At 65.5% G+C, this 19,877-nt stretch carries 15 protein-coding genes and 2 tRNA genes; 9 read left to right on the top strand and 8 right to left on the bottom strand.

Annotated features, from left to right (window positions below):
• Nucleotides 1-7 precede the first annotated feature (7 nt).
• On the bottom strand, nucleotides 8-1,501 hold the full coding sequence (locus ABIA70_RS02650; RefSeq protein WP_354146043.1) for a zinc-dependent metalloprotease: 1,494 nt from the start codon (nucleotides 1,499-1,501) through the stop codon (nucleotides 8-10).
• A 131-nt stretch (nucleotides 1,502-1,632) separates the two neighbouring features.
• Between ABIA70_RS02650 and ABIA70_RS02645 the strand changes: the two genes are divergently transcribed.
• The 5 genes from ABIA70_RS02645 (at nucleotide 1,633) to ABIA70_RS02625 (ending at nucleotide 7,422) form a co-directional block, all read left to right on the top strand.
• The gene (locus ABIA70_RS02645; RefSeq protein ID WP_354146042.1) at nucleotides 1,633-2,823 is read left to right on the top strand and encodes a YlbL family protein; all 1,191 of its coding nucleotides are present in this window, start codon (nucleotides 1,633-1,635) and stop codon (nucleotides 2,821-2,823) included.
• Between the two features lie 136 nt (nucleotides 2,824-2,959).
• Nucleotides 2,960-5,977, top strand: a complete 3,018-nt coding sequence (locus tag ABIA70_RS02640) for a UPF0182 family membrane protein (protein ID WP_354146041.1) — start codon at nucleotides 2,960-2,962, stop codon at nucleotides 5,975-5,977.
• A 79-nt stretch (nucleotides 5,978-6,056) separates the two neighbouring features.
• Nucleotides 6,057-6,130: transfer RNA gene (locus ABIA70_RS02635), tRNA-Met, on the top strand.
• Nucleotides 6,131-6,278: 148 nt separating this feature from the next.
• A tRNA-Met gene (locus ABIA70_RS02630) sits at nucleotides 6,279-6,355 on the top strand.
• A 134-nt stretch (nucleotides 6,356-6,489) separates the two neighbouring features.
• On the top strand, nucleotides 6,490-7,422 hold the full coding sequence (locus ABIA70_RS02625; RefSeq protein ID WP_354146040.1) for a cytochrome b/b6 domain-containing protein: 933 nt from the start codon (nucleotides 6,490-6,492) through the stop codon (nucleotides 7,420-7,422).
• A gap of 15 nt (nucleotides 7,423-7,437) precedes the next feature.
• On the opposite strand, the gene ABIA70_RS02620 is transcribed toward ABIA70_RS02625, so the two are convergent.
• The 3 genes from ABIA70_RS02620 to ABIA70_RS02610 all read right to left on the bottom strand — a co-directional run bounded on the left by ABIA70_RS02620 (nucleotide 7,438) and on the right by ABIA70_RS02610 (nucleotide 12,000).
• Nucleotides 7,438-8,889: a cryptochrome/photolyase family protein gene (locus tag ABIA70_RS02620; protein ID WP_354146039.1), complete on the bottom strand. Its 1,452-nt coding sequence runs from the start codon at nucleotides 8,887-8,889 to the stop codon at nucleotides 7,438-7,440.
• Nucleotides 8,890-9,041: 152 nt separating this feature from the next.
• Nucleotides 9,042-9,833, bottom strand: coding sequence for a PspA/IM30 family protein (locus ABIA70_RS02615; protein ID WP_354146038.1), 792 nt, complete (start codon nucleotides 9,831-9,833; stop codon nucleotides 9,042-9,044).
• Nucleotides 9,834-9,945: 112 nt separating this feature from the next.
• The gene (locus ABIA70_RS02610; protein ID WP_354146037.1) at nucleotides 9,946-12,000 is read right to left on the bottom strand and encodes a TPM domain-containing protein; all 2,055 of its coding nucleotides are present in this window, start codon (nucleotides 11,998-12,000) and stop codon (nucleotides 9,946-9,948) included.
• Nucleotides 12,001-12,287: 287 nt separating this feature from the next.
• Between ABIA70_RS02610 and ABIA70_RS02605 the strand changes: the two genes are divergently transcribed.
• The 4 genes from ABIA70_RS02605 (at nucleotide 12,288) to ABIA70_RS02590 (ending at nucleotide 16,644) form a co-directional block, all read left to right on the top strand.
• Nucleotides 12,288-13,838, top strand: a complete 1,551-nt coding sequence (locus ABIA70_RS02605) for a S1C family serine protease (protein ID WP_354146036.1) — start codon at nucleotides 12,288-12,290, stop codon at nucleotides 13,836-13,838.
• Nucleotides 13,839-14,101: 263 nt separating this feature from the next.
• Nucleotides 14,102-14,893: an electron transfer flavoprotein subunit beta/FixA family protein gene (locus ABIA70_RS02600; protein WP_354146579.1), complete on the top strand. Its 792-nt coding sequence runs from the start codon at nucleotides 14,102-14,104 to the stop codon at nucleotides 14,891-14,893.
• Nucleotides 14,894-14,907: 14 nt separating this feature from the next.
• Nucleotides 14,908-15,861 (top strand): electron transfer flavoprotein subunit alpha/FixB family protein, encoded by a 954-nt coding sequence (locus ABIA70_RS02595; RefSeq protein ID WP_354146035.1) that lies wholly within the window; start codon nucleotides 14,908-14,910, stop codon nucleotides 15,859-15,861.
• 3 nt (nucleotides 15,862-15,864) lie between these two features.
• Entirely contained in the window at nucleotides 15,865-16,644 is a 780-nt protein-coding gene (locus tag ABIA70_RS02590; protein WP_354146034.1) for a PIG-L deacetylase family protein, read from the top strand.
• Nucleotides 16,645-16,683: 39 nt separating this feature from the next.
• Here the strand turns inward: ABIA70_RS02590 and ABIA70_RS02585 are convergent, their stop codons facing one another.
• The 4 genes from ABIA70_RS02585 to ABIA70_RS02570 form a co-directional block, all read right to left on the bottom strand.
• The gene (locus ABIA70_RS02585) at nucleotides 16,684-17,547 is read right to left on the bottom strand and encodes an anti-sigma factor (RefSeq protein ID WP_354146033.1); all 864 of its coding nucleotides are present in this window, start codon (nucleotides 17,545-17,547) and stop codon (nucleotides 16,684-16,686) included.
• Nucleotide 17,548: 1 nt separating this feature from the next.
• Complete coding sequence (locus tag ABIA70_RS02580; RefSeq protein ID WP_354146032.1) at nucleotides 17,549-18,151, bottom strand: sigma-70 family RNA polymerase sigma factor; 603 nt, start codon at nucleotides 18,149-18,151, stop codon at nucleotides 17,549-17,551.
• Nucleotides 18,152-18,360: 209 nt separating this feature from the next.
• Nucleotides 18,361-18,828, bottom strand: coding sequence for a tRNA (cytidine(34)-2'-O)-methyltransferase (locus ABIA70_RS02575; RefSeq protein ID WP_354146031.1), 468 nt, complete (start codon nucleotides 18,826-18,828; stop codon nucleotides 18,361-18,363).
• 21 nt (nucleotides 18,829-18,849) lie between these two features.
• Nucleotides 18,850-19,815 (bottom strand): DnaJ domain-containing protein, encoded by a 966-nt coding sequence (locus ABIA70_RS02570; RefSeq protein WP_354146030.1) that lies wholly within the window; start codon nucleotides 19,813-19,815, stop codon nucleotides 18,850-18,852.
• Nucleotides 19,816-19,877 lie beyond the last annotated feature (62 nt).

Below are 19,877 nucleotides of genomic sequence, written 5' to 3'. Positions count from 1 at the left end.
CAGGCGGCTAACCCTGCGGGTTCCCGCCGTCGGACTTCTTGTCGTCCGGCTTACCCTCCCCGTCGCCGGGCTGCTCCCCGGCACCGGCATCAGGACCGGCGTCGGTGGCATCGCCGGCGCCGGCGTCACCCTCCGGCACATCACCCTCAGGCGCGTTGTCGAAGCCGCCGCTGAGCAGCTTCTGCAGCGCATCGTCGACTTCGCTGTCGCTGGCCTCCGCCAGCTGGCGGCGGGCGGTGAAGCCCTGGGGGTCATCCAGGTCCTCGGCGGTGGGCAGGAGGTCAGGGTGCTGCCAGATGGCATCGCGGCCCTCAATGCCGCGTTCGTCCTTGAGCGCTGCCCACAAGGCGGCAGCCTCGCGAAGGCGCCGGGGACGCAGTTCGAGTCCCACCAACGAGGAGAAGGCGTGCTCGGCCGGGCCGCCGGTGGCACGGCGCCGACGGACGGTTTCCCGGAGGGCAGCCGCCGATGGAAGCAGCTTTTCGGTGGCGGCGGCACTGAGTTCGTCCACCCAGCCCTCCACGAGGGCCAGGGCTGTCTCAAGTTTTTCAAGCGCCTGTTCCTGGGCCGGGGTCCGCTGCGGCATGAACACGCCTTGGGACAACGCCTCCTGGATGCCTTCGGGGTTGCTCGGGTCCAGGTCCCGGGCCAGTTCCTCGATGCGGGAAGTATCGATGTGGATCCCGCGGGCGTAGGCCTCAATGGCGCCCAGCAGGTGTCCCCGCAGCCAGGGAACCTGGACAAACAGGCGCGCGTGGGCTGCCTCGCGGACGGCCAGGAACAACCGGATATCGTTCTCCGGCAGACTCAGGCCCTCCCCGAAGGACGCGACGTTTGAGGGCAGCAGGGCCATTTCGAGGTCGGCGAGCGGCACGCCTATGTCGGTCGAGCTGACCACCTCGCCGGAGAGGGCGCCGATGGCCTGCCCCAGCTGCATGCCGAAGATGGCCCCGCCCATGTTCTGCAGCATGGAGGACGCCCCGCCCATCATGGATTTCATCTCTTCGGGCATCTGCTCGGTCATGGCGCTGGAGAGCGCATTGGCGATGCTGTTGGCCACCGGTTCGGTGAGCCGCTTCCATGTACCGAGTGTGGCCTCCACCCACTCGGCGCGAGACCAGGCACGGCCAATAAGGCCGGTTGCCGGGAGGTCAGTCACCGGATCCAGCCACAGTTCGGCGAGCCGCAGGGCTTCATCCACTTCGCGGCTCTGCTGGGAGGTGACGGAGGGGTCCGCGCTGCTGGCCGCGACGCGGCGGGCATTCTCGTGCGCCAGCTGCCAGTTCACCGGACCTTCTGAGGGTGCGCTCATCATGGCCTGGACCTGCGAGAACATCTGCGCCAGAAGGTTGGGGTCGTCCGGCAGGCCGGCGGCCTTCGCCAGCTCGGCAGGGTCGAAGCCTTCCATGCCCTTGCCGCCCATCAGGTTCTGCAGCATCTCTGCCAGCGGATCCTTGGGCGTTTCGTCGCCGTTGGACGGATTGAGTGGGTTGGAGGTCATGATCCCGCCGATCGTCGGTTTGACTGTTCAACTTTCACGGTACCCCGGGCCGGGACTACTGTCTGCCGGAGAGGCGTTACGTTCGCTGTCGGCAAAGCTGGCGGGGGTGGCAACCGCGTAGTGTTGGTTCGGTGACTACAACCCGTGGCGTACACCCCAGCGAGGACCACGCTCCCGAGCTCGACGCCGGCGCAACAGCGAGTGCCGGACCCCCCGAAAACAGCCCGGCGGGCGCCGAGGAGGGACCCACGTCCCTGCGCCGGTACCGGCCCGAGGACAAGCGCGTGTCAGTGATGATGCTCTCCGGAATCCTCGCACTGGGGCTGGGCATCGCCGTCGGCACCGTTCCGGTGCCCTACGTCGTCGAGTCCCCCGGACCCACCTTCAACACCATCGGCCAGGCCCAGAACGGCCCCGTCATCAGCGTCACGGGCCACGAGACCTACCCCGCTGCCGGCAACCTGGATTTGACCACGGTCTATGTCGACGGCGGCCCTAACGGCCCTGTCAGCATCCTGGGCGCCTTCACCGGGTGGCTGGACGGATCCAAGTCCGTGTACCCGGAAGAACTGATTTATCCCACCGGCACCACCAAAGAGCAGGCCGAAGAGCAGAGTTCCGTGGCCATGGCCTCATCACAGGAGAATGCGGTCGCGTCGGCCCTCAAGGAGCTCGACATCCCGTTTGGCCAGCAGCTTCAGGCGGCCGGGCTCTCGGAGGGTTCGCCGTCGGAGGGCAAGATTGAAAACGGTGACATCTTCGAATCGATCAACGGCAGGCCGGTCACGTCCCTGGCCGTCATCCAGGAGGAGCTGGCGGCCGGCAAAGGTGCTCCCGCCACGGTGGCAGTCAGGCGGGCAGGGGAGTCCGTCACGCAGGAGATCAACCCCACGGACAACGGTTCCGGCCGCTACATCCTGGGCGTCATGCTGAAGTACCTTTTCACTTTTCCGTTCGACGTAAAAATGTCCCTGGACAAGGTGGGCGGCCCCAGCGCAGGGCTGATGTTTTCGCTGGGCATCATTGACATCGTGACGCCAGGGGACCTGACCGGCGGCAAGCACGTGGCCGGGACAGGCACCATCACCCCCGACGGCACTGTTGGGCCCATCGGCGGGATCCAGCAGAAGATGCACGGCGCGCGGGCCGGGGGAGCCACATTGTTCCTTGCCCCCGCGGCAAACTGCGACGACGTCGTCGGTCATGTTCCGGACGGTCTGCAGGTGGTCAAAGTGGAGAATCTTGACCAGGCCCGCCACGCCGTCGAACTCTCCGGTTCGGGCCAGGACACGTCCGCCTTGCCCGTCTGCACCAGCAACTAGACTGAGCGCAGGAACTAAGCATTACCGCCACTCGTGGCAGATATGACGGACGATGCCACACGCTTGACCGGTGCCGGACGTCCACCGCACGCACGCTCGCAATGTAAATCTGACGACCAGCTATGAGGTACCGAGTTTGTCCCGTCCCACCAGCCCCATCCCGCCCGGAAGACCCCCCTCACGACGCGGTGCGCTGACGCCGACGCTGATCGTCGTTGCCCTCGTGGTAGTGGGCTTCATCTTCTTCGCTAATGTCTGGACTGATGTCCTCTGGTACCGGCAGCTCGGCTACTTCGAAGTCTTTGTGACCGAAAACCTTGCCCGGATCGGGATCTTCCTCGCCGGCTTCGCCGTCATGTTCCTTGCGGTCTTTTTCGCGATCCGGATTGCCTATCACTCGCGGCCTGTGTACGCGCCGGATTCCGAAATCCGTGACAACCTCAACCGCTACCAGGCCCAGCTGGAACCGGTCCGCCGCGTCGTCATGGTGGGCCTGCCCATTCTCTTCGGCCTCTTTGCCGGAAGCGCGGCGGCAAGCCAGTGGCAGAAGGTGTTGCTGTTCTTCAACCAGGAACCCTTCGGGCAGCGGGATCCGGAATTCGACATGGACATCAGCTTCTACCTGATGAGCCTGCCGTTCTTCGGCTTCATCACAGGCTTCCTCATCAGCGTTGTGGTGGTGGCGGGCATCGCCGGGATCCTCACGCACTACCTCTACGGCAGCATCAGGCTGATGGAACGCGGTGTGTTCACCAGTCGGGCGGCGCAGATCCATCTGGCAGTGACCGGCGCGGCATTCCTGATCCTGCTGGGCGTCAACTTCTGGCTTGACCGTTACGCCGCACTGCAGAACAACGGCGGGCGCTGGGCAGGTGCGCTGTACACGGACATCAACGCCGTCATCCCCACGAAGTCGATCCTCGCCGTAGCCGCGGGCCTGGTGGCAATCCTCTTCATCATTGCCGCGGTCATCGGCCGCTGGCGCCTGCCGGTCATCGGCACGGCCATGCTGATCATCACCTCCATCCTTGCCGGCGGAGTGTACCCGTGGGTCATCCAGCAGTTCCAGGTGCGGCCGTCCGAGCAGACCCTGGAAAAGGATTACATCGAACGGAACATCGCCAACACGCGTGCAGCGTACGGCCTGGACAAGATCCAGGTGGACCGCTACGACGCCACCAATACGGCCACCACGGGCGCACTCGCCCCGGACGCCCAGACCACGGCCAACATCAGGCTGCTGGACCCCAACCTGATCTCCGATGCGTTCTCCCAGCTGGAGCAGTACCGCCCGTACTACCAGTTCCCGGACGCACTGAACGTGGACCGGTACGAGGTGGACGGAAAGATCCAGGACACCGTCATCGCCGTGCGCGAACTGAATCCGACGAACGTCGCCACCAACCAGCAGGGCTGGCTCAACCAGCACGTTGTCTACACCCACGGCTACGGGGTTGTAGCGGCCAAGGGCAACAAGTTCACCGTTGATGGCAAGCCGGATTTCCTGCAGTCGGGAATTCCGTCCACCGGGGTCCTGGGTGACGACTCCACTTACGAGCCACGTATCTACTTCGGCGAAACTTCGCCCGAGTACTCGATAGTCGGCGCGCCGGCAGGCGCAACCCCACGTGAACAGGACAGGCCCTCCGGCAAGGAAAGCGAAGGCGAAACCCAGTACACCTTCACCGGCAACGGCGGTCCCAACGTGGGTAGCTTCTTCAACAAGGTCCTCTACTCCATCAAGTTCCAGTCCTCGGACCTGTTGCTTTCCGATGGTGTGAACGAAGCGTCCCAGATCCTGTATGACCGCAATCCCCGCGACCGGGTCGAGAAAGTCGCCCCCTATCTGACGGTGGACGGCAATGCGTACCCCGCGGTGGTCGACGGCCGCGTCAAGTGGATCGTGGACGGATACACCACCAGCCAGTACTACCCGTACTCGCAGCAGGAGCAGCTCTCGGCCGCCACCACGGATTCCCAGACCACCTCGGGCCGGACGGTCGCGCTGCCCAACAGCTCGGTGAACTACATCAGGAACTCCGTTAAAGCGACCGTTGATGCCTACGACGGCTCAGTGACGCTGTATGCCTGGGATGACCAGGACCCGGTACTGAAGGCATGGCAGAAGGTGTTCCCGACAACCCTGAAGCCCTATTCAGAGATGTCCGGCGACGTCATGAGCCACGTCCGTTACCCGGAGGACCTCTTCAAGGTCCAGCGCGAGCTTCTGGGCCGTTACCACGTGACCGAACCCGGCAGCTTCTACCAGGCCAAAGATGTCTGGAGCGTGCCGAACGATCCCACCGTGGACACCGACGTCAAGCAGCCGCCGTTCTACATGTCCCTGCAGATGCCTGACCAGGAGAAGCCCGCATTCCAGCTCACGTCCTCCTTTATTCCGCAGATCGTCAATGGCACCGCCCGCAACGTCCTGTACGGGTTCCTCGCGGCTGACTCGGACGCCGGGAAAGAAAAGGGCGTCAAGGCCGACAGCTACGGCCAGTTGAGGCTCCTGCAGATTCCGCCGGAGATCCAGGTTCCGGGGCCAGGCCAGGCCCAGAACAAGTTCAACTCGGACCCGACGGTCTCCCAGGCGCTGAACCTGCTCCGGCAGGGAGCCTCTGAGGTCCTCAACGGCAACCTGCTGACGCTGCCGGTGGGCGGCGGCATCCTGTACGTGCAGCCGGTCTACCTGAAGTCGACGGGCGAGACGTCTTACCCCACGCTGCAGCGCGTGCTGGTGGCCTTCGGTGACAAGGTCGGCTTTGCGCCCACCCTGGATGGGGCCCTGAAGCAGCTCTTCGGCGGGGACTCCGGCGCTTCGGCCGGCGACTCCGATAACACCGGCCAGACTCCGGGTACTCCGGGGACCGCACCTCCCGCGGTCAGTGCAGGCGCCCAGGCTGACCTGAAGGCAGCGCTGAACGAGGCCAACGCCGCGATCAGGGCAGGCCAGGCTGCCTTGGCGGCCGGCGACTTCGCGGCGTATGGGGAACAGCAGAAGAAGCTTTCTGCCGCCCTCCAGAAGGCCACTGAGGCTGAAAGCAGGATCCCCGTGCCGGCGCCGGAAGCGACACCTTCACCGGCAGCCACGCCCTCAGCAGAGGCCACACCGTCAGCAGGGCCCACGCCGTCGCCAGGGGCAAGCAGCTGATGCCCTGACCCAGCGAGACGCACATCACGCCACCAGGATTTGGCCTCCCGTTCACCGGACGGTAGAGTTGATCTTGCGACGCGGGGTGGAGCAGTTCGGTAGCTCGCTGGGCTCATAACCCAGAGGTCACAGGTTCAAATCCTGTCCCCGCAACTGGTGAAAAGTCCGGATCCTGGAAACAGGGTCCGGACTTTTTTGCTTAAGCGTTGGGCCGTGTTTGCCCAAGCAAAGCCGTCGGCCGGCCCCACCATTTCGAGCCGGTAATTGTCCCCCTCAAAGTAGGGTAGTGTTGTTCGAGCGACGCGGGGTGGAGCAGTTCGGTAGCTCGCTGGGCTCATAACCCAGAGGTCACAGGTTCAAATCCTGTCCCCGCAACCATGTGAAAGACCCCGACCGGCAGTTACGCCGGCCGGGGTCTTCTTTTGCCCGATGAGTGCCGGTTCCTAGTATTCTCGTTCGCAGAGCCTCACATTTGAGCACTGGTCAGTCATTCTCGAGAGGAATGTTGTTCGATGTCCACACCCACGAAGAAGCCCGGCTCCGCCACGGGCAAGCGGCCCAGACTCTACTGGGGTGTTCCCGCTGCTCTCGTGGCGCTGGTCCTGGTGGTGCTGCTGGCCCGGTGGATGACCGGCCTGCCGGCGGTGCAGTCATTCCTGGCTGACTACCCGGGCCACTCGGAACTTCCCGACGGCGCGCCGGTCGGGTTTCCGGCCTGGCTGAACTGGCAGCATTTCCTCAATGCCTTCTTCCTGCTGCTCATCATCAGGACCGGCTGGCAGGTGCGGACCACCACCCGCCCCAGCGGGCACTGGACCCGCAACAACAAAGGGCTGATCAAGACCAAGAACCCGCCCACCAAGATCACGCTGGAACTCTGGTTCCACCTGACGCTGGACGCGCTCTGGGTCCTCAACGGCCTCGTGTTCGCAGTCCTGCTGTTCGCGACCGGGCAGTGGATGCGGATCGTGCCCACAAGCTGGGACGTCATCCCTAACGCGCTCTCTGCCGCCCTCCAGTACGCATCCCTGAACTGGCCCACCGAAAACGGCTGGGTCAACTACAACGCGCTCCAGCTCCTGACCTACTTCGCAACGGTCTTCATCGCCGCGCCCCTGGCCTTCATCTCCGGAATCAGGACCTCGCCTGCCTGGCCCAAAAAGGCGGCCGCCCTGAACAAGGCCTACCCCATGGAGCTGGCGAGGGCCATCCACTTCCCGGTGATGATCTACTTCGTCGCATTCATTGTTGTGCACGTTTTCCTGGTGCTTGCCACAGGCGTGCTGCGGAACCTGAACCACATGTACGGCGCGAGCGACGGCGACGGCTGGCTGGGCTTCTGGATTTTCCTCGCGTCGGTGGTCGTCATGGTGGCAGTTTGGTTCCTGGCACGGCCCATCTTCCTGCGCCCCATCGCGTCCCTCATGGGCAAAGTCAGCCGCTGACAGCCCACCGGCTGCCTAGTCCGGCGCCGGTACGCCCAGGGTGTCCTTCAGCTTCCGGTATGTCGCCAGGGCACGCTCCCTGGACTCGGGAAGCCCCACTACCGGTGCAGGGTAGCCGTTGGTGTCGGGCAGCTTCCACGGTTCGTGGATGCTCCTGAGGTCCAGGTGGGCCAGCTCCGGAATGAACTCGCGCAGATAGCGGCCCTCGGCGTCGAACTTCTTGCTCTGGGTCACAGGATTGAAGATCCGGAAGTATGGGGACGCGTCGGCCCCTGAACCTGCAACCCACTGCCAATTGGCGGGATTGCTGGCCGCATCGGCATCCACAAGGGTGTCCCAGAACCATGCCTCGCCCAGCCGCCAATCGGCCAGAAGGTTCTTGACGAGGAAGGAGGCGGCGGCCATCCGGACCCGGTTGTGCATCCAGCCCGTCTGCCAGAGCTGCCGCATGCCCGCGTCAACCAGGGGATAGCCGGTGTGGCCCTGCTGCCATGAAGCCAGCTCACCCCGGGTAAGCGGCTGCCATTCGAAGCGGTCGAATTCCGGCCGATAGTTCCGTGTGGCCAGCTGCGGGTTCACATAGAGGAGCTGCCAGCAGAATTCCCGCCAGCCCAGTTCGGACCTGAAGATCCCGACGTCGGCGCTCTCCTGTCGGGGGAAACGGCGGCGGAGCTCATGCCAGACGGTGAACGGACTGATTTCCCCGAACCGGAGATGGGGGGAGAGCCTGCTGGTTCCCTCCACCCCGGGCACGTCCCGCCCTGTTCCGTACTCAAGCACCGGCCCGTCCAGGAAGTCTTCGAGCCGGTGGTGTGCCCCGGGTTCCCCGGGCTCCCAGGTATCCGCCAGGCCGCCGCTCCAGTCGGGGGAGCCAGGAAGCAGGGACCAGTCCGCCAGGTCTTCGCTCATTGCATGCTTTTTCGACCCGGCCCTGGCAGGGGCTGGCAGGCTGTCCGGCCGCTCGTGGGGATGCCGGGGTTCACCGGATGAGGTACAGGCGCGCCAGAAGGGCGTGAACACCTTATAGGGACCGCCGCTGCCCGTGGTGACGGTCCACGGTTCGAACAGCAGGTTGGCCTGGAAGCTTGCCGCTTCGATGCCGTTCTCCGCGGCCCAGTCTTTGACCCCCGCGTCCACCGCCCGTTCCGGACCGCCATAGCGGCGGTTCCACAGCACATGCCGGGCCCCTGTTTCCTCTGCCAGACTCCGGAGCACCTGCGCGGCAGGCCCGCGCCGGAGGATGAGGGCTGAACCCGCTTCAGTTAAGGCCGCCGAGAGGGAAACCAGGGAGTGGTGCAGCCACCATCGGGCAGCGCCTCCGAGGGGACGGAGCCCCTCGGATTCCTCGTCGAGGATGTAGACCACTGTGAGCGGCAGGCCCAGCCCGGCTGCCCGGGACAGCGCCGGGTTGTCCTCGATTCGAAGGTCATCACGGAGCCAGACGATTGAGGATTCGGGGGATGCCATGGCCTCTACGCTACACACCGGCAACAGGTGGGGACACTGCTGGGCCGGCGCTGGCGGACCAGCCGGTACAGGAAACGTCCGGGCATGGGAAAGGCCGGAGCCCGTCAAGAACCCCGGCCCCGGCCAGCTGCCCCACAGCAGGGCAGTACCTGTTACAGCTTGTCGAAGTCCGCCTCGTCCACCGTGGATTCCGACCGTGCCGAATTGCCGGCGGCGCCGATCGCAGGCTTGGCTCCGCCGGACTTCAGGGCGGCCAGGCGTGCCTCAATTTCCACCTGCTCGCCGAGGTCCTCGAGCTGGTTGAACTGGGCGTCCAGGCTTGAGGCGGCGAGCTCCTGCTGGCCGCGGACCTTGGCCTCTTCACGGCGGATCTTCTCTTCGAAGCGGCCAACCTCGCTGGTGGGATCCATGAAGTCGATGCTCTTGATGGCGTCGTGAACCTGGGACTGCGCCGCGGCCGTCTTGGAGCGGGCCACCAGTTCGTTGCGCTTGCTGGTGAGCTCGTTCAGCTTGCCCTTCATCTGGTCAAGGCCGGTCTTGAGCTTGTCCACGACTTCGCGCTGCGAGGAAATGCTGGGCTCTGCTCCCTTGGCCTCGTTTTCCGCGGACATCTGGCGCTGCAGGGCCACCTTGGCGAGGTTGTCAAACTTCTCAGCGTCAACGCTGTCCCCGCTTGACCGGTACTCATCAGCCTTACGCGAGGCTGCGAGGGCCTTGTTGCCCCAGTCCTGCGCGTTCTTGATGTCCTCGTTGTAGTCGTCCTCGAGCATCCGGAGGTTCCCGATGGTCTGGGCGACAGCGGACTCAGCTTCCGCGATGTTGTTCGTGTAGTCCCGGACCATCTGGTCCAGCATCTTCTGCGGATCCTCAGCATTGTCCAGCAAGGTGTTGATATTTGCCTTTGCAAGCTGTGCGATCCGGCCGAAAATGGACTGCTTAACCATGATGTATACCTTTCGTCCTGCTCAGTGGTGGCCACTGAAAATCAGTGAACAGTTGTTGTACCGCTTCTATCCGCCGGAGTGGGTGTAACGACCGGCGCCTAGCCTTTGAGGGTCAGAAACTTCCCGAGTCGCCCCCGCCGAAGTCACCGCCGCCGAAGTCGCCCCCACCGAAGCCTCCGCCGTCGCCGCCACCCCAGCCGCCGCCGTCGCTGTGGCCGCCGCCCCAGCCTGCGCCGCCGCCGCCATTGAGGATGGAGTTGATGAGGATGCCGCCGAGGATGGCGCCGCCGAGGCCGCCACCGCCCCCGCCGCGTCCGCCGAACATGCCTCCGCCGCCAAAGCCCTGGTTGGCATAGCCGCCGAAGTTGTCGACGTCGGCCTGGGCCAACTGCGCGGCCTGCGCCGCGAGGGCGTGGGCCTGCTGGGCGTAGGTAAGGGCTGTGACGGGGTCGTTCCGTGAGATGGATAGGGCGTAGTCAAGGTTGCGCTGGGATTCCGCCAGCCGGGTACGCGCTTCCGTGCCAACCCCGCCGCGGCGGGCGGTGATGTAGTCCGACGTGGCACTGATCTGGGCCTGCGCGGACATGATGGTCTGCTGCAGTGAAGCCTCCGCGCGGCGGGCCTGTTCCTGCTTGTCCCGGATGCCGGTGAGGGACTGGTCCAGGGCCTGATGCGCGGTTTCAACGCGCTGCAGGGTGGCGATGGGGTCGATCTTCCCGCCCTGGATTTCTGCCTTGACCTGGGCGAGGGCCTGTTCGACGCCCGCGACCGGGCCGGCCAGTTCCGGGTGTTCTCCGGACTGGATCATGGCCTTCGCCTGGGCCAGGTCCTGTGAGGTGTCCACGACGGCGGCCTCCAGCCCTCCGCGGGCTTCGTCCAGGTTTGCGGACACCTTGGCGATGGCGTCGAGCAGGACGTTGGTCTGGTGGAGGCTCTCTTCGGAGGCGCGGACGGCTACGGCAGCGAGGCTGCTGTCGCCGGCCGCGAGCTTTTCCTGGGCCGTGGCCGTGGCGTTCTGCACAAAGGCAAGGCGCTCCTTGGCCTGGGTGATGTTGTCCGCCACCTGCACCAGCGCGCTGTCCGCGTACTTGGAGCGCAAAGACGTCAGCGACTGCTCCGCGTTGGCGATTTTGGCGTCGGCTTCCTGCGCACCGGCACTGACAGCGGCCAGCGCCTGGGGGGCGTTTTTCTCCAGCTCGCGGAGTGAGTCGAAATCTGCCTTCTGCTCCTGGAGCGAACCGAGCGCCGCCTCAGAACGGCGGATGATTTCACCGAGCCAGCTGCGCTGCTGTTCCTCGGTGTCCGGAATGTGGTCGTCAAGCTGCTGCTGGAGCTTGAAGGATTCGGACATGTGGGCTTTGGCTTCGGCAAGCGCCTTCGTGAAGTTTCCCACGGCGGCATCGCCGTACTGGGCCTGGGCGAAGCCGAGTTCCTGCTCGCTGGACTTGATGGCGTCGTCTGCTTCGATGATCAGTGAACCGCTCTTGCGGCGGAGTTCCTCAATGCTGAGCGAGGCAAGCGGGTCCAGCTCGGCGCCCTGGGGGCCGTAGCTGGCGCTGGATGCCTGTGCCGCCTTCTTCCGTTTGTTGCGGAAGTAGAGGTAGGCGCCCGCGCCGCCTGCAGCTACAACGCCCGCTCCGACCAGTACCGAGGCACCGGCTCCGTCACCGGGGACGTTTCCGCTGCCGCCGCCGGCTGCATCGCCGATGGCCTTGGCGGTGTCAATGGCCGCCTGGGCGTAATCTTTCTTGCCGCCGGCAAGATTTGCCGTGACGGCATTCTGGCTGATGGTGGACTGCTTGGACCTGATGGCACTCGACGCGTCGGTCGCGAAATAGAACTGGCCCGCTGTCGAAATCGCCAGCAGGACGTCGGCCTTGCCCATGGACTTCTGGGTCGCAACAGCCTTGCCCCAGTCTTCGGGCTTGGCGGGGTTCTCAAAGGAGTTCACGGTGACAACGTAAAGGTTGTACTTGTGGTCCTTGAGCAGCGTCTGGATGGCTTGCTGGACCTCGCCCTTACGGCTGCCCAGAACGTTTGCGTTATCCACGATGTTCGTGCCGGACGGAATGGTCACCGGAGGCTCCGCCCAGGCTGCAGCGGCGGGTGCCGCAAGAAGCCCGGTCAGGCCGATCACGGCGAGAATACGCTTGAACTTTGACCGCATGTGCAACCCTTCAGCATGCCTGACACCGATTCGGGACGAATCAGTCGTCTCAGAATGCAGCAGCGCCCCCACGCAGGATGTAAAGCCGCAGGTCGCTGTGGCAATTCTTCTTGATTCTATGGTGCACCTACTGGGGCGTCCACATCAGCAAATATGCCACCAGCGAAACCCCTCCGGGACCCACTGAATGATAGTGGCGACGCTCTCAGGAACCTCCCAGCCAACGTTCGCCCCAGTTCCAGCCAAACGGTCCATAGTTAATGCAGACGAGGATGAAAGGAAGTCCAATGACTGAGAACCCCACCCCGGGTGCAGCTCCTGAGAACCGGCATCCGGCTGAGAATCCGGCTGCCGCACAGAACGCTGCGGAGGACCGCAGCGACGCTGCCGGTCGAGGCAATCCGACGGAGAGGCTGGACCGTCCCGGGGCATCTGAAAACCACACCCAACAGCTTCCCGGCGCGCCCCGGCCGGTATACCCTCCCCGCGAGCCGTTCTACGGCCAGCAGGCACCCGGCCAGCAGGCACCGGGCCAGCAGGCACCGGGCCAGCAGCCGCCCAACCCGCAGCCGTACGGCCAGCCCGCCGGGTACCCGGGCCAGTACAACTCCGCAGCCGACCAGGCAAATGCGCCGCGCCGGAAGGCTTCCTTCGGGGTGGGAACCCTCGTGGCCAGCATCCTCGCTGCAGGCCTGGTTGGCGGCGGCGTAGCGACAGTCGGCTCCGGCGCGTTTTCCGGCTACGGCTCGCCCGTCGCGTCAAGCAGCAACAGCCAGCCGGGCACCGTCATCGTCAACAACCAGGACGACGTCAACGCCATTACCGCCGCAGCGCTGAAGGCATCCCCGTCCGTAGTGACCATCAGCGCAACCAGTGGCAGTGCCGGGGGCACCGGATCCGGAATCATCCTGGACGGTGAGGGCCACATACTCACCAACACCCACGTGGTCACTTTGGATGGCCAGACCGCCTCCGCAGCCCTGGAGGTCCGCACCAACACGGGCCGGGTGCTCAAGGCGACCCTGGTGGGCACCGACCCGCTCTCTGACCTCGCAGTGATCAAGGTGGACAACGCGTCCGGGCTGATGGCGGCCACCCTTGGAGACTCCGGGAAACTCAATGTGGGCGACACCGCCATTGCAATCGGCTCGCCGCTCGGCCTGACCGGTACCGTCACGGACGGCATCGTCTCCACCCTGAACCGGACCATCAGCGTCGCCTCATCCGCGGCACCGAAGGAAGGCGACAGCTCCCAGGGCGACGGCGGCTTCAAGTTCGCGCCGCCAGGAGGCGGATCGAGCCAGAACACCGCCGGACAGGGCTCCATCTCCCTCAACGTGATCCAGACTGATGCGGCGATCAACCCCGGAAACTCGGGCGGAGCGCTGGTCAACAGCAAGGGCGAGATCGTCGGCGTCAACGTGGCCATCGCCTCGGCCGGATCAGATTCCTCATCCTCCAGCGGCAACATCGGCGTGGGCTTCAGCATCCCCATCAACCACGCAAAGCGCGTGGCTCAGGAGCTCATCGATACGGGGAAGGTATCCCATGGCCAGCTCGGGGTCAGCGTCAAAGACAAATCCTCGGGTGGGTCCAGTTCACAATTCTCCGTCGGAGCGGACGTGGCCACGGTTGAGCCCAACTCGGCTGCCGCCAAGGCCGGCATCAAGGTGGGCGATGTGGTGACCAAGTTCAACGACCTGGTCATCAGCGAACCAAACCAGCTCACCGCCGCCGTCCGCGAGCAGGCCGGTGGTTCCACCGTCAAGCTCACGGTTCTGCGCAACGGCCAGGAACAGACCCTCGACGTCACGCTCGGCACGGCGCCGGACCAGTAACCGCACCCCGCCGGAGAACCGGAACGCCTCCCCGGCAAAACGGCCGACGGCGGCGGGTCACCTCACACGGTGCCCGCCGCCGTCGGCCGTTAAAGCCTGTCAACGGTCAAGCCCGGTGACACAGGCGTTAACGGGACGGCGACGGGCCGCGGCTATATGGTTAGCTAGGACCTACCCGTACCCCGGGCGTTCCGCGGCCATGACCTCACCCGGCTGGCTATCCACGAGCATGGAAGGCTGCTGTAAATACAGTGGAAGAGACATTGAAGATCATCGTCCTGGTCAAGCACGTGCCGGACGCGCAGTTCGACCGTCACCTCAACGGGGAGGGGCACACCACGGACCGCGACGAAAGCATCCTCTCGGAGCTGGACGAGTATGCGCTGGAAGCAGCACTGCAGCTGGCTGAAGCCCGCGGCGGCGCCAAAGCGGGCAACCAGGTCATCGCGCTCAGCATGGGCCCGGCCGGCGCCGTGAACGCTGTCAAGAAGTCCCTCCAGATGGGCGCCACCGAGGGCGTGCACCTGACGGACCCCGCGTTGGCCGGATCAGACGCGGCAGCGACTTCGCTGGCACTCGCAGCTGCGGTCCGCCACCTCGGCGCAGTGGACCTTGTCCTCACCGGCATGGCGTCCACCGACGGCGAAACGTCCCTCGTTCCGGCCCAGCTTGCCGAGCGGCTCGGTCTGCCCCAGGTCACCTTCGCATCGTCGCTGACGGTCGACGGCGGCCGGCTCACCGCGCGCCGGGACGCAGACACGTACTCGGAGACCGTTGAGGCGGCGCTGCCGGCAGTGGTGTCGGTGACGGACCAGATCAACGAGCCCCGCTACCCCAATTTCAAGGGCATCATCGCTGCCAAGCGCAAGAGCATCACCACCCTGTCGCTGGCAGACATCGGGGTGGATCCCGCCCAGGTGGGCCACTCCGGATCGTGGACCACCGTGACCTCAGCCGAGGAACGTCCGCCGCGCACTGCCGGCACCATCATCACCGACGAAGGCGACGCCGGCATCAAGCTGGTGGACTTCCTGGCCGCCCAGAAGCTGCTCTAAAGGGGATCACAGACATGGCAAACGTACTCGTATTCATCGATAACCCGGGCCAGGCCCTGAAGAAGAGCAGCCTCGAACTGCTGACCCTGGGCCGGTCCCTGGGCGAAACAGCTGTAGCCCTTAACGGCGACCTCAGCGACGACGTCTCGGCGGCCTTCGCCGAGTACGGCGTCAGCACGGTATTCCGCCCCTCCGCGGCGGACCTGGATGACTACCTCGTGGCACCCAAGGCCGCCTACCTCGCGGCAGCCGTCGCATCTTCCGGCGCAGGCACCGTCCTCCTGGACAATTCGCCGGAGGGCAAGGATATCGCGGGCCGCCTGGGCATCCGCCTGAGTGCCGGCGTCATCACCGACGTCGTGGCGGTCGACGCCGACGGGACTGCCCACAAGTCGGTCCTGGCCGGTTCCTACACCACCGAGGCGCGGACCACCACACCGGTCACCGTGCTGAGCGTGAAAGCCAACAACGTAGTCCCCGAGCCGGCCTCAGCGCCGAGCAACCCGGAGACCATCACGGTAGAGGTACCCGCCGATGCCACGGCCACAGCTGCCCGGATCACCGCCCGTGAGCAGAAGGTTGCCAGCGGCCGCCCGGACCTCACCGACGCCCGGATCGTTGTGGCCGGCGGCCGCGGCCTGGACGGCGACTTTGGCCCGGTTGAGCAGCTTGCAGATGCCCTCGGTGCAGCCGTAGGTGCCTCCAGGGCAGCCACCGATGCCGGCTGGATCAGCCACGACGCCCAGGTGGGACAGACCGGCAAGACGGTCTCACCCCAGCTGTACATTTCAGCGGGAATCTCCGGCGCCATCCAGCAGAAGGCCGGCATGCAGACCGCCAAGGTCATTGTGGCCATCAACAAGGACGCCGAGTCCCCGGTCTTCGAGATCGCCGACTTCGGCATCATCGGCGACCTCTTCGACGTCCTGCCCCAGGCCACGGAAGAAATCAAGAAGCGAAAAGGCTGATCCTTGACCCCTCCTGCTGTTGCAGCGCAGAGCCCGTTCAACCCGGCCACGGACCGGGTTGGGCGGGTGCTCTGTTTCGCGGCCCATCCTGACGACATCGACTTCGGCGCGGCCGGCACCATCGCCGCCTGGACCGCCGCCGGCGTCCAGGTCAGCTACTGCATCATGACCGACGGCGACGCCGGGGGATTCGACCCGGCCCACCGGGCGGAGATCATCGCCCTCAGGGCCTCGGAACAGCGCCGGGCCGCGGAACTGGTGGGTGTCACCGACATTTATTACCTGCACGAACGCGACGGCTATCTGGAACCGACCCACGAGGTGATGAAGGGCGTGGTGAAGCTGATCCGCGAAATCCGCCCCGACGTCGTGCTGGCCATGCATCCGGAGCGGAACTGGAAACGGCTGCAGAAGAGCCACCCGGACCACCTGGCCGTAGGGGAGGCCGTGACTCGCGCCGTCTACCCTGCGGTGGAGAACCCGTTCGCCTATCCTGAGTTGGCCGCGGCGGGCCTGGCGGCCTATAAACTCCCGTGGCTTTGGCTGTACGCCGGGCCGGAGGAGCGCGAGAACCATTTTGTGGACGTCACGGACCACGTTCCCGCCAAGCTTGACGCCATCCACGTCCACGTCAGCCAGCACCCTGACGTCAAAGCCATGGAGGCCGCCGTGCGGAGCGGGATGACCGCGAATGCACGGCGTGCGGGCATGGCCGAGGGCCGAAGCGCCGAGGCATTCCACGTCGTGGCGGTCAATGACCAGGGGACCATTGCCGGCTTCTAGGTAGAGTCCCGGGCGCCGCACGGTCAGGCGCCCGGGCTGTCAGGCCCCCAGTGTCGCAGCGGCCACCACGGGCATGGTGGGCCTTGCGGAGCCGCCTGTAGGTTCAACCGTGATCCCCAGGGCCGCCGCCGTGGCGATGCCCTTCACGAGGGCAGGCTTGGACAGCGCTTCCTCGTCCATCAGGCCCTGGGAAACCGGCGCAGAGCCGTCTTTCGGGATCAGCCACATCTGGTAGACCTTGCCGGCCGGAGGTGCAGGCACGCCGTTCATCTTCACCACCAGCGAATCCTTCGAAGGCGAAACCAGTACTGTGGCGGTTCCGCCGGCGGCGACGGGCACAGAAGCTTCACGGACATCCAGAGCACGGACAACCTGGTTCAGGGGATCGTTCTGGTCCGCCATGTAAGCTCCCACACCCACTCCGCCCAGCGCGATGACGGCGGCAGCCGCTGCGCCGAGGAGCCAGCGGCGCGCCCCGCCGGGCCGGCGTCGTTCTTCCCTGCGCTGCCTCAGCTCGGCGAGGTCATCGATGCCCCCCGCGGGGACCCCAGCAGCGGGTGCCTGCTTAACGGACGGAGCGGCAGCGCCCTCAACCGGCAGCTGCGCCAGCGACGGCAGCTGCGAGACAATGCGCGCGAAAAGATCCGCCGGCGGCTCGGCCTCTGCGGTGAACGAGGCGGCCAGCGTCTCCCTGGCCTGGCGGACACGCTCAAGGAAGGAGTTGCGCTCGGCGTCGGGCGCGGAAGAGATGTACCGGTCAATGGCGGCACGTTCAGCGTCCGTGACCGCGTCCAGGGCGTAAAGCTCGGCAAGGTCGACGGCCCGTCCTGAATCCAGGTCCGCAGCGATCGAATCACCAAACGAACCGGGACGGCGGCCTCCGGGACTATTCATTTCTGTCATCTCAACTCACCCCCAGACATGTCTTCAAGCGGATCAGTCCGTCGCGGATGCGGGACTTGATGGTAGGTACTGCTGCGTTCAGCTTTTCTGCGACCTCGCGATAAGTCAGGCCGCCGTAATACGCGAGCCGCACGGATTCCTGCTGCGTATCGGTCAGCGTTTCCAGGCAACGGACCACCGCCTCGGCTTCAAGCTTGGTGTCCACTTCATCGGAGACGGAGTCGTGGTCGACGTCCTGGCTGCTGGCGCCATAACGCGCCTCACGGTCGGTGGCGGACTGCGAGGAGCGGACCTTGTCCACCGCCCGGCGGTGCGAAATCGTCATCAGCCACGACAATGGGCTGCCCATGTCCGGGTTGAACTTGCCCGCGTTCTGCCAGACCTGGAGGAACACTTCCTGCGTGGTGTCTTCGCTGAGTTCGGGGTCGATGAGCACACGGCGGGCCATGCCGAAGACCCTGCGGGACGTCAGCTCGTAGAACCGGGCAAACGCGGCCTGGTCACCGTCGGCGATCCGGGCGAGCAGACCTGCCAGGCGTTGGCTGAGTTCCGCCGGTGAATCGGTGACCGGAGCCTCGGAGTTCGGCGCGTTGGGAGTTTCCATCACTACCAAGCATAGGTCGCCGGGCGGACAATCCGGGGCATCGCGGCCGGGACTGCCGGAGGCGGCACGCGGGCGGGGCTGAACACCAGAACGGCTTGCCTGCAACAGTGTCACCTGCGGCTCCTTCCCTCACCCTGATTTCGCTGTCAGGAGTTATTCGGAACCGCTGGCGCTCCGGATGGGCAGTGGGCCGGACGGGAAGGGGAAGCTCAGATGCGGGCGCCGCTGAACCCCTGCTGCCGCCAGGCCTCGTAGACGGCAATGGAGGCCGCGTTGGCAAGGTTCAGCGAACGCAGGGACGGCAGCATGGGAAGCCGGACCGTTGCGGTGACATGCGGGTCGGTCTTGAGGTCCTCGGGAAGCCCCACGGATTCCTGGCCGAACATCAGGACGTCACCGGGCCGGTAGGCGATGTCCGCATAGCTGGTGGTGCCGTCCGAGGTAAAGGCGTAAACGCGCTCAGGCTGGAGTTCGCGCCACGCATCTTCGATGCTCTTATGGACGGTGACGACGGCGAGGTCATGGTAATCGAGGCCGGCCCGCCGGAGCTTCGCATCGGAAAAGTCGAAGCCGAGGGGTTCCACCAGATGCAGTTCGGCGCCGGTGATGGCGGCCAACCTGATGGCGTTGCCGGTGTTGCCGGGGATTTCGGGGGCGTGGAAGAGGATACGGAACACCGTCCAATCCTAGTCAACGGTTCAATGCATGCCGCGCAGCAGCCTTGCCAGTACGGGGACATTGACAACGTTCGGGGTGGGCCCGGAGGAAAGGAAGTGTTTGAGGCCGCGGACGAGCCCCGCGGCATTGACCACCTGGATGGTGTCGGTTGACCCGGCCGCGCGCCGGTGGCGGTCGATGACGGGCTCGTGGAGGTTGCCGTCGGGGCTGTGGATGACGGTCCAGCCGGTGACGTTCAGTTCGGGGAAGATGTCCTGCATGGCCCGCACGACGTGGGCGAGTTGCGGCGGTGCGATGGAACGCCCTCCGTGGTTCAGCGTCTGCCCGTCCCACGCGTAGGCGCCCTTGGGCAGGAGCATGGAATTGACCAGGGCCAGCCGGTAGCCGGAAAGCAGCGCGTGGTCGATGTGGCTGTTGTCGGCAGGGGACTGCAGTCCGTTGACCAGCCGGGCGGCCGGAATCGCGGTCAGGACCTGCCGGGTGATGAGCTGCACGGTCCGCGTCTCACGCTGGATCCGGGCTTCGGCGCCAAAAATGCCCCGCTTGCGCGGAGCGCCGTGGAGCTGTTGGCTGGCCTGGCTCAGCGGGATGAGGGGGACCGCCCCGGCGGCCTCGAAGGCTTCTGCGTCGTAGGGCGGAACATAAAGGGGCGCATCTCCGGCGGTATTGCGCGGCGTGCCTGGCCTGTGAACGGAAGCTGACGCGTGGCTCCCTGCCGCGGGGGCATCGAAGTGCGGTTCCGCGGAATGGTTGCCTGAGCCGTTGCCGCCCCTGCCCGCGGCGTAGGAGCGGTCGTAAGCCTTCCTGCGCGCGGGATCCACGAGGGTTTCGTAGGCGGCGGTCACCCGCCGGAAAGCTGCGGCATCCCCGCCATGGTCCGGATGGGCCTTGCGTGCGGCCCGGCGGTAGGCCACCTTGATTTCCTTTTCGGAGGCTGTCACGGCCACGCGGAGCACCTCGTAGTGGGAGCTGCTGCTCTCGGTCAAGCACTCATCCTTCTTTTGGTCCGGCCAGTCCACGGCAGGCGGTCCGGTCGGCCCAGTTTAGC

The organism is Arthrobacter sp. 754, assembly GCF_040548695.1.
Classification (GTDB): Bacteria; Actinomycetota; Actinomycetes; order Actinomycetales; family Micrococcaceae; genus Arthrobacter.
This window is presented reverse-complemented; position numbering and strand designations above follow the sequence as displayed.

Excerpts from the sequence above, each read along its gene's own strand:
- ABIA70_RS02620 (WP_354146039.1), bottom strand. The coding sequence starts at position 8,889 with ATGGCATCCCCCGAATCCTCAATCGTCTGGCTCCGTGATGACCTTCGA.
- ABIA70_RS02625 (WP_354146040.1), top strand. The coding sequence starts at position 6,490 with ATGTCCACACCCACGAAGAAGCCCGGCTCCGCCACGGGCAAGCGGCCC.
- ABIA70_RS02650 (WP_354146043.1), bottom strand. The coding sequence starts at position 1,501 with ATGACCTCCAACCCACTCAATCCGTCCAACGGCGACGAAACGCCCAAG.
- ABIA70_RS02580 (WP_354146032.1), bottom strand. The coding sequence starts at position 18,151 with ATGGAAACTCCCAACGCGCCGAACTCCGAGGCTCCGGTCACCGATTCA.
- ABIA70_RS02610 (WP_354146037.1), bottom strand. The coding sequence starts at position 12,000 with ATGCGGTCAAAGTTCAAGCGTATTCTCGCCGTGATCGGCCTGACCGGG.
- ABIA70_RS02595 (WP_354146035.1), top strand. The coding sequence starts at position 14,908 with ATGGCAAACGTACTCGTATTCATCGATAACCCGGGCCAGGCCCTGAAG.
- ABIA70_RS02605 (WP_354146036.1), top strand. The coding sequence starts at position 12,288 with ATGACTGAGAACCCCACCCCGGGTGCAGCTCCTGAGAACCGGCATCCG.
- ABIA70_RS02585 (WP_354146033.1), bottom strand. The coding sequence starts at position 17,547 with ATGACAGAAATGAATAGTCCCGGAGGCCGCCGTCCCGGTTCGTTTGGT.
- ABIA70_RS02615 (WP_354146038.1), bottom strand. The coding sequence starts at position 9,833 with ATGGTTAAGCAGTCCATTTTCGGCCGGATCGCACAGCTTGCAAAGGCA.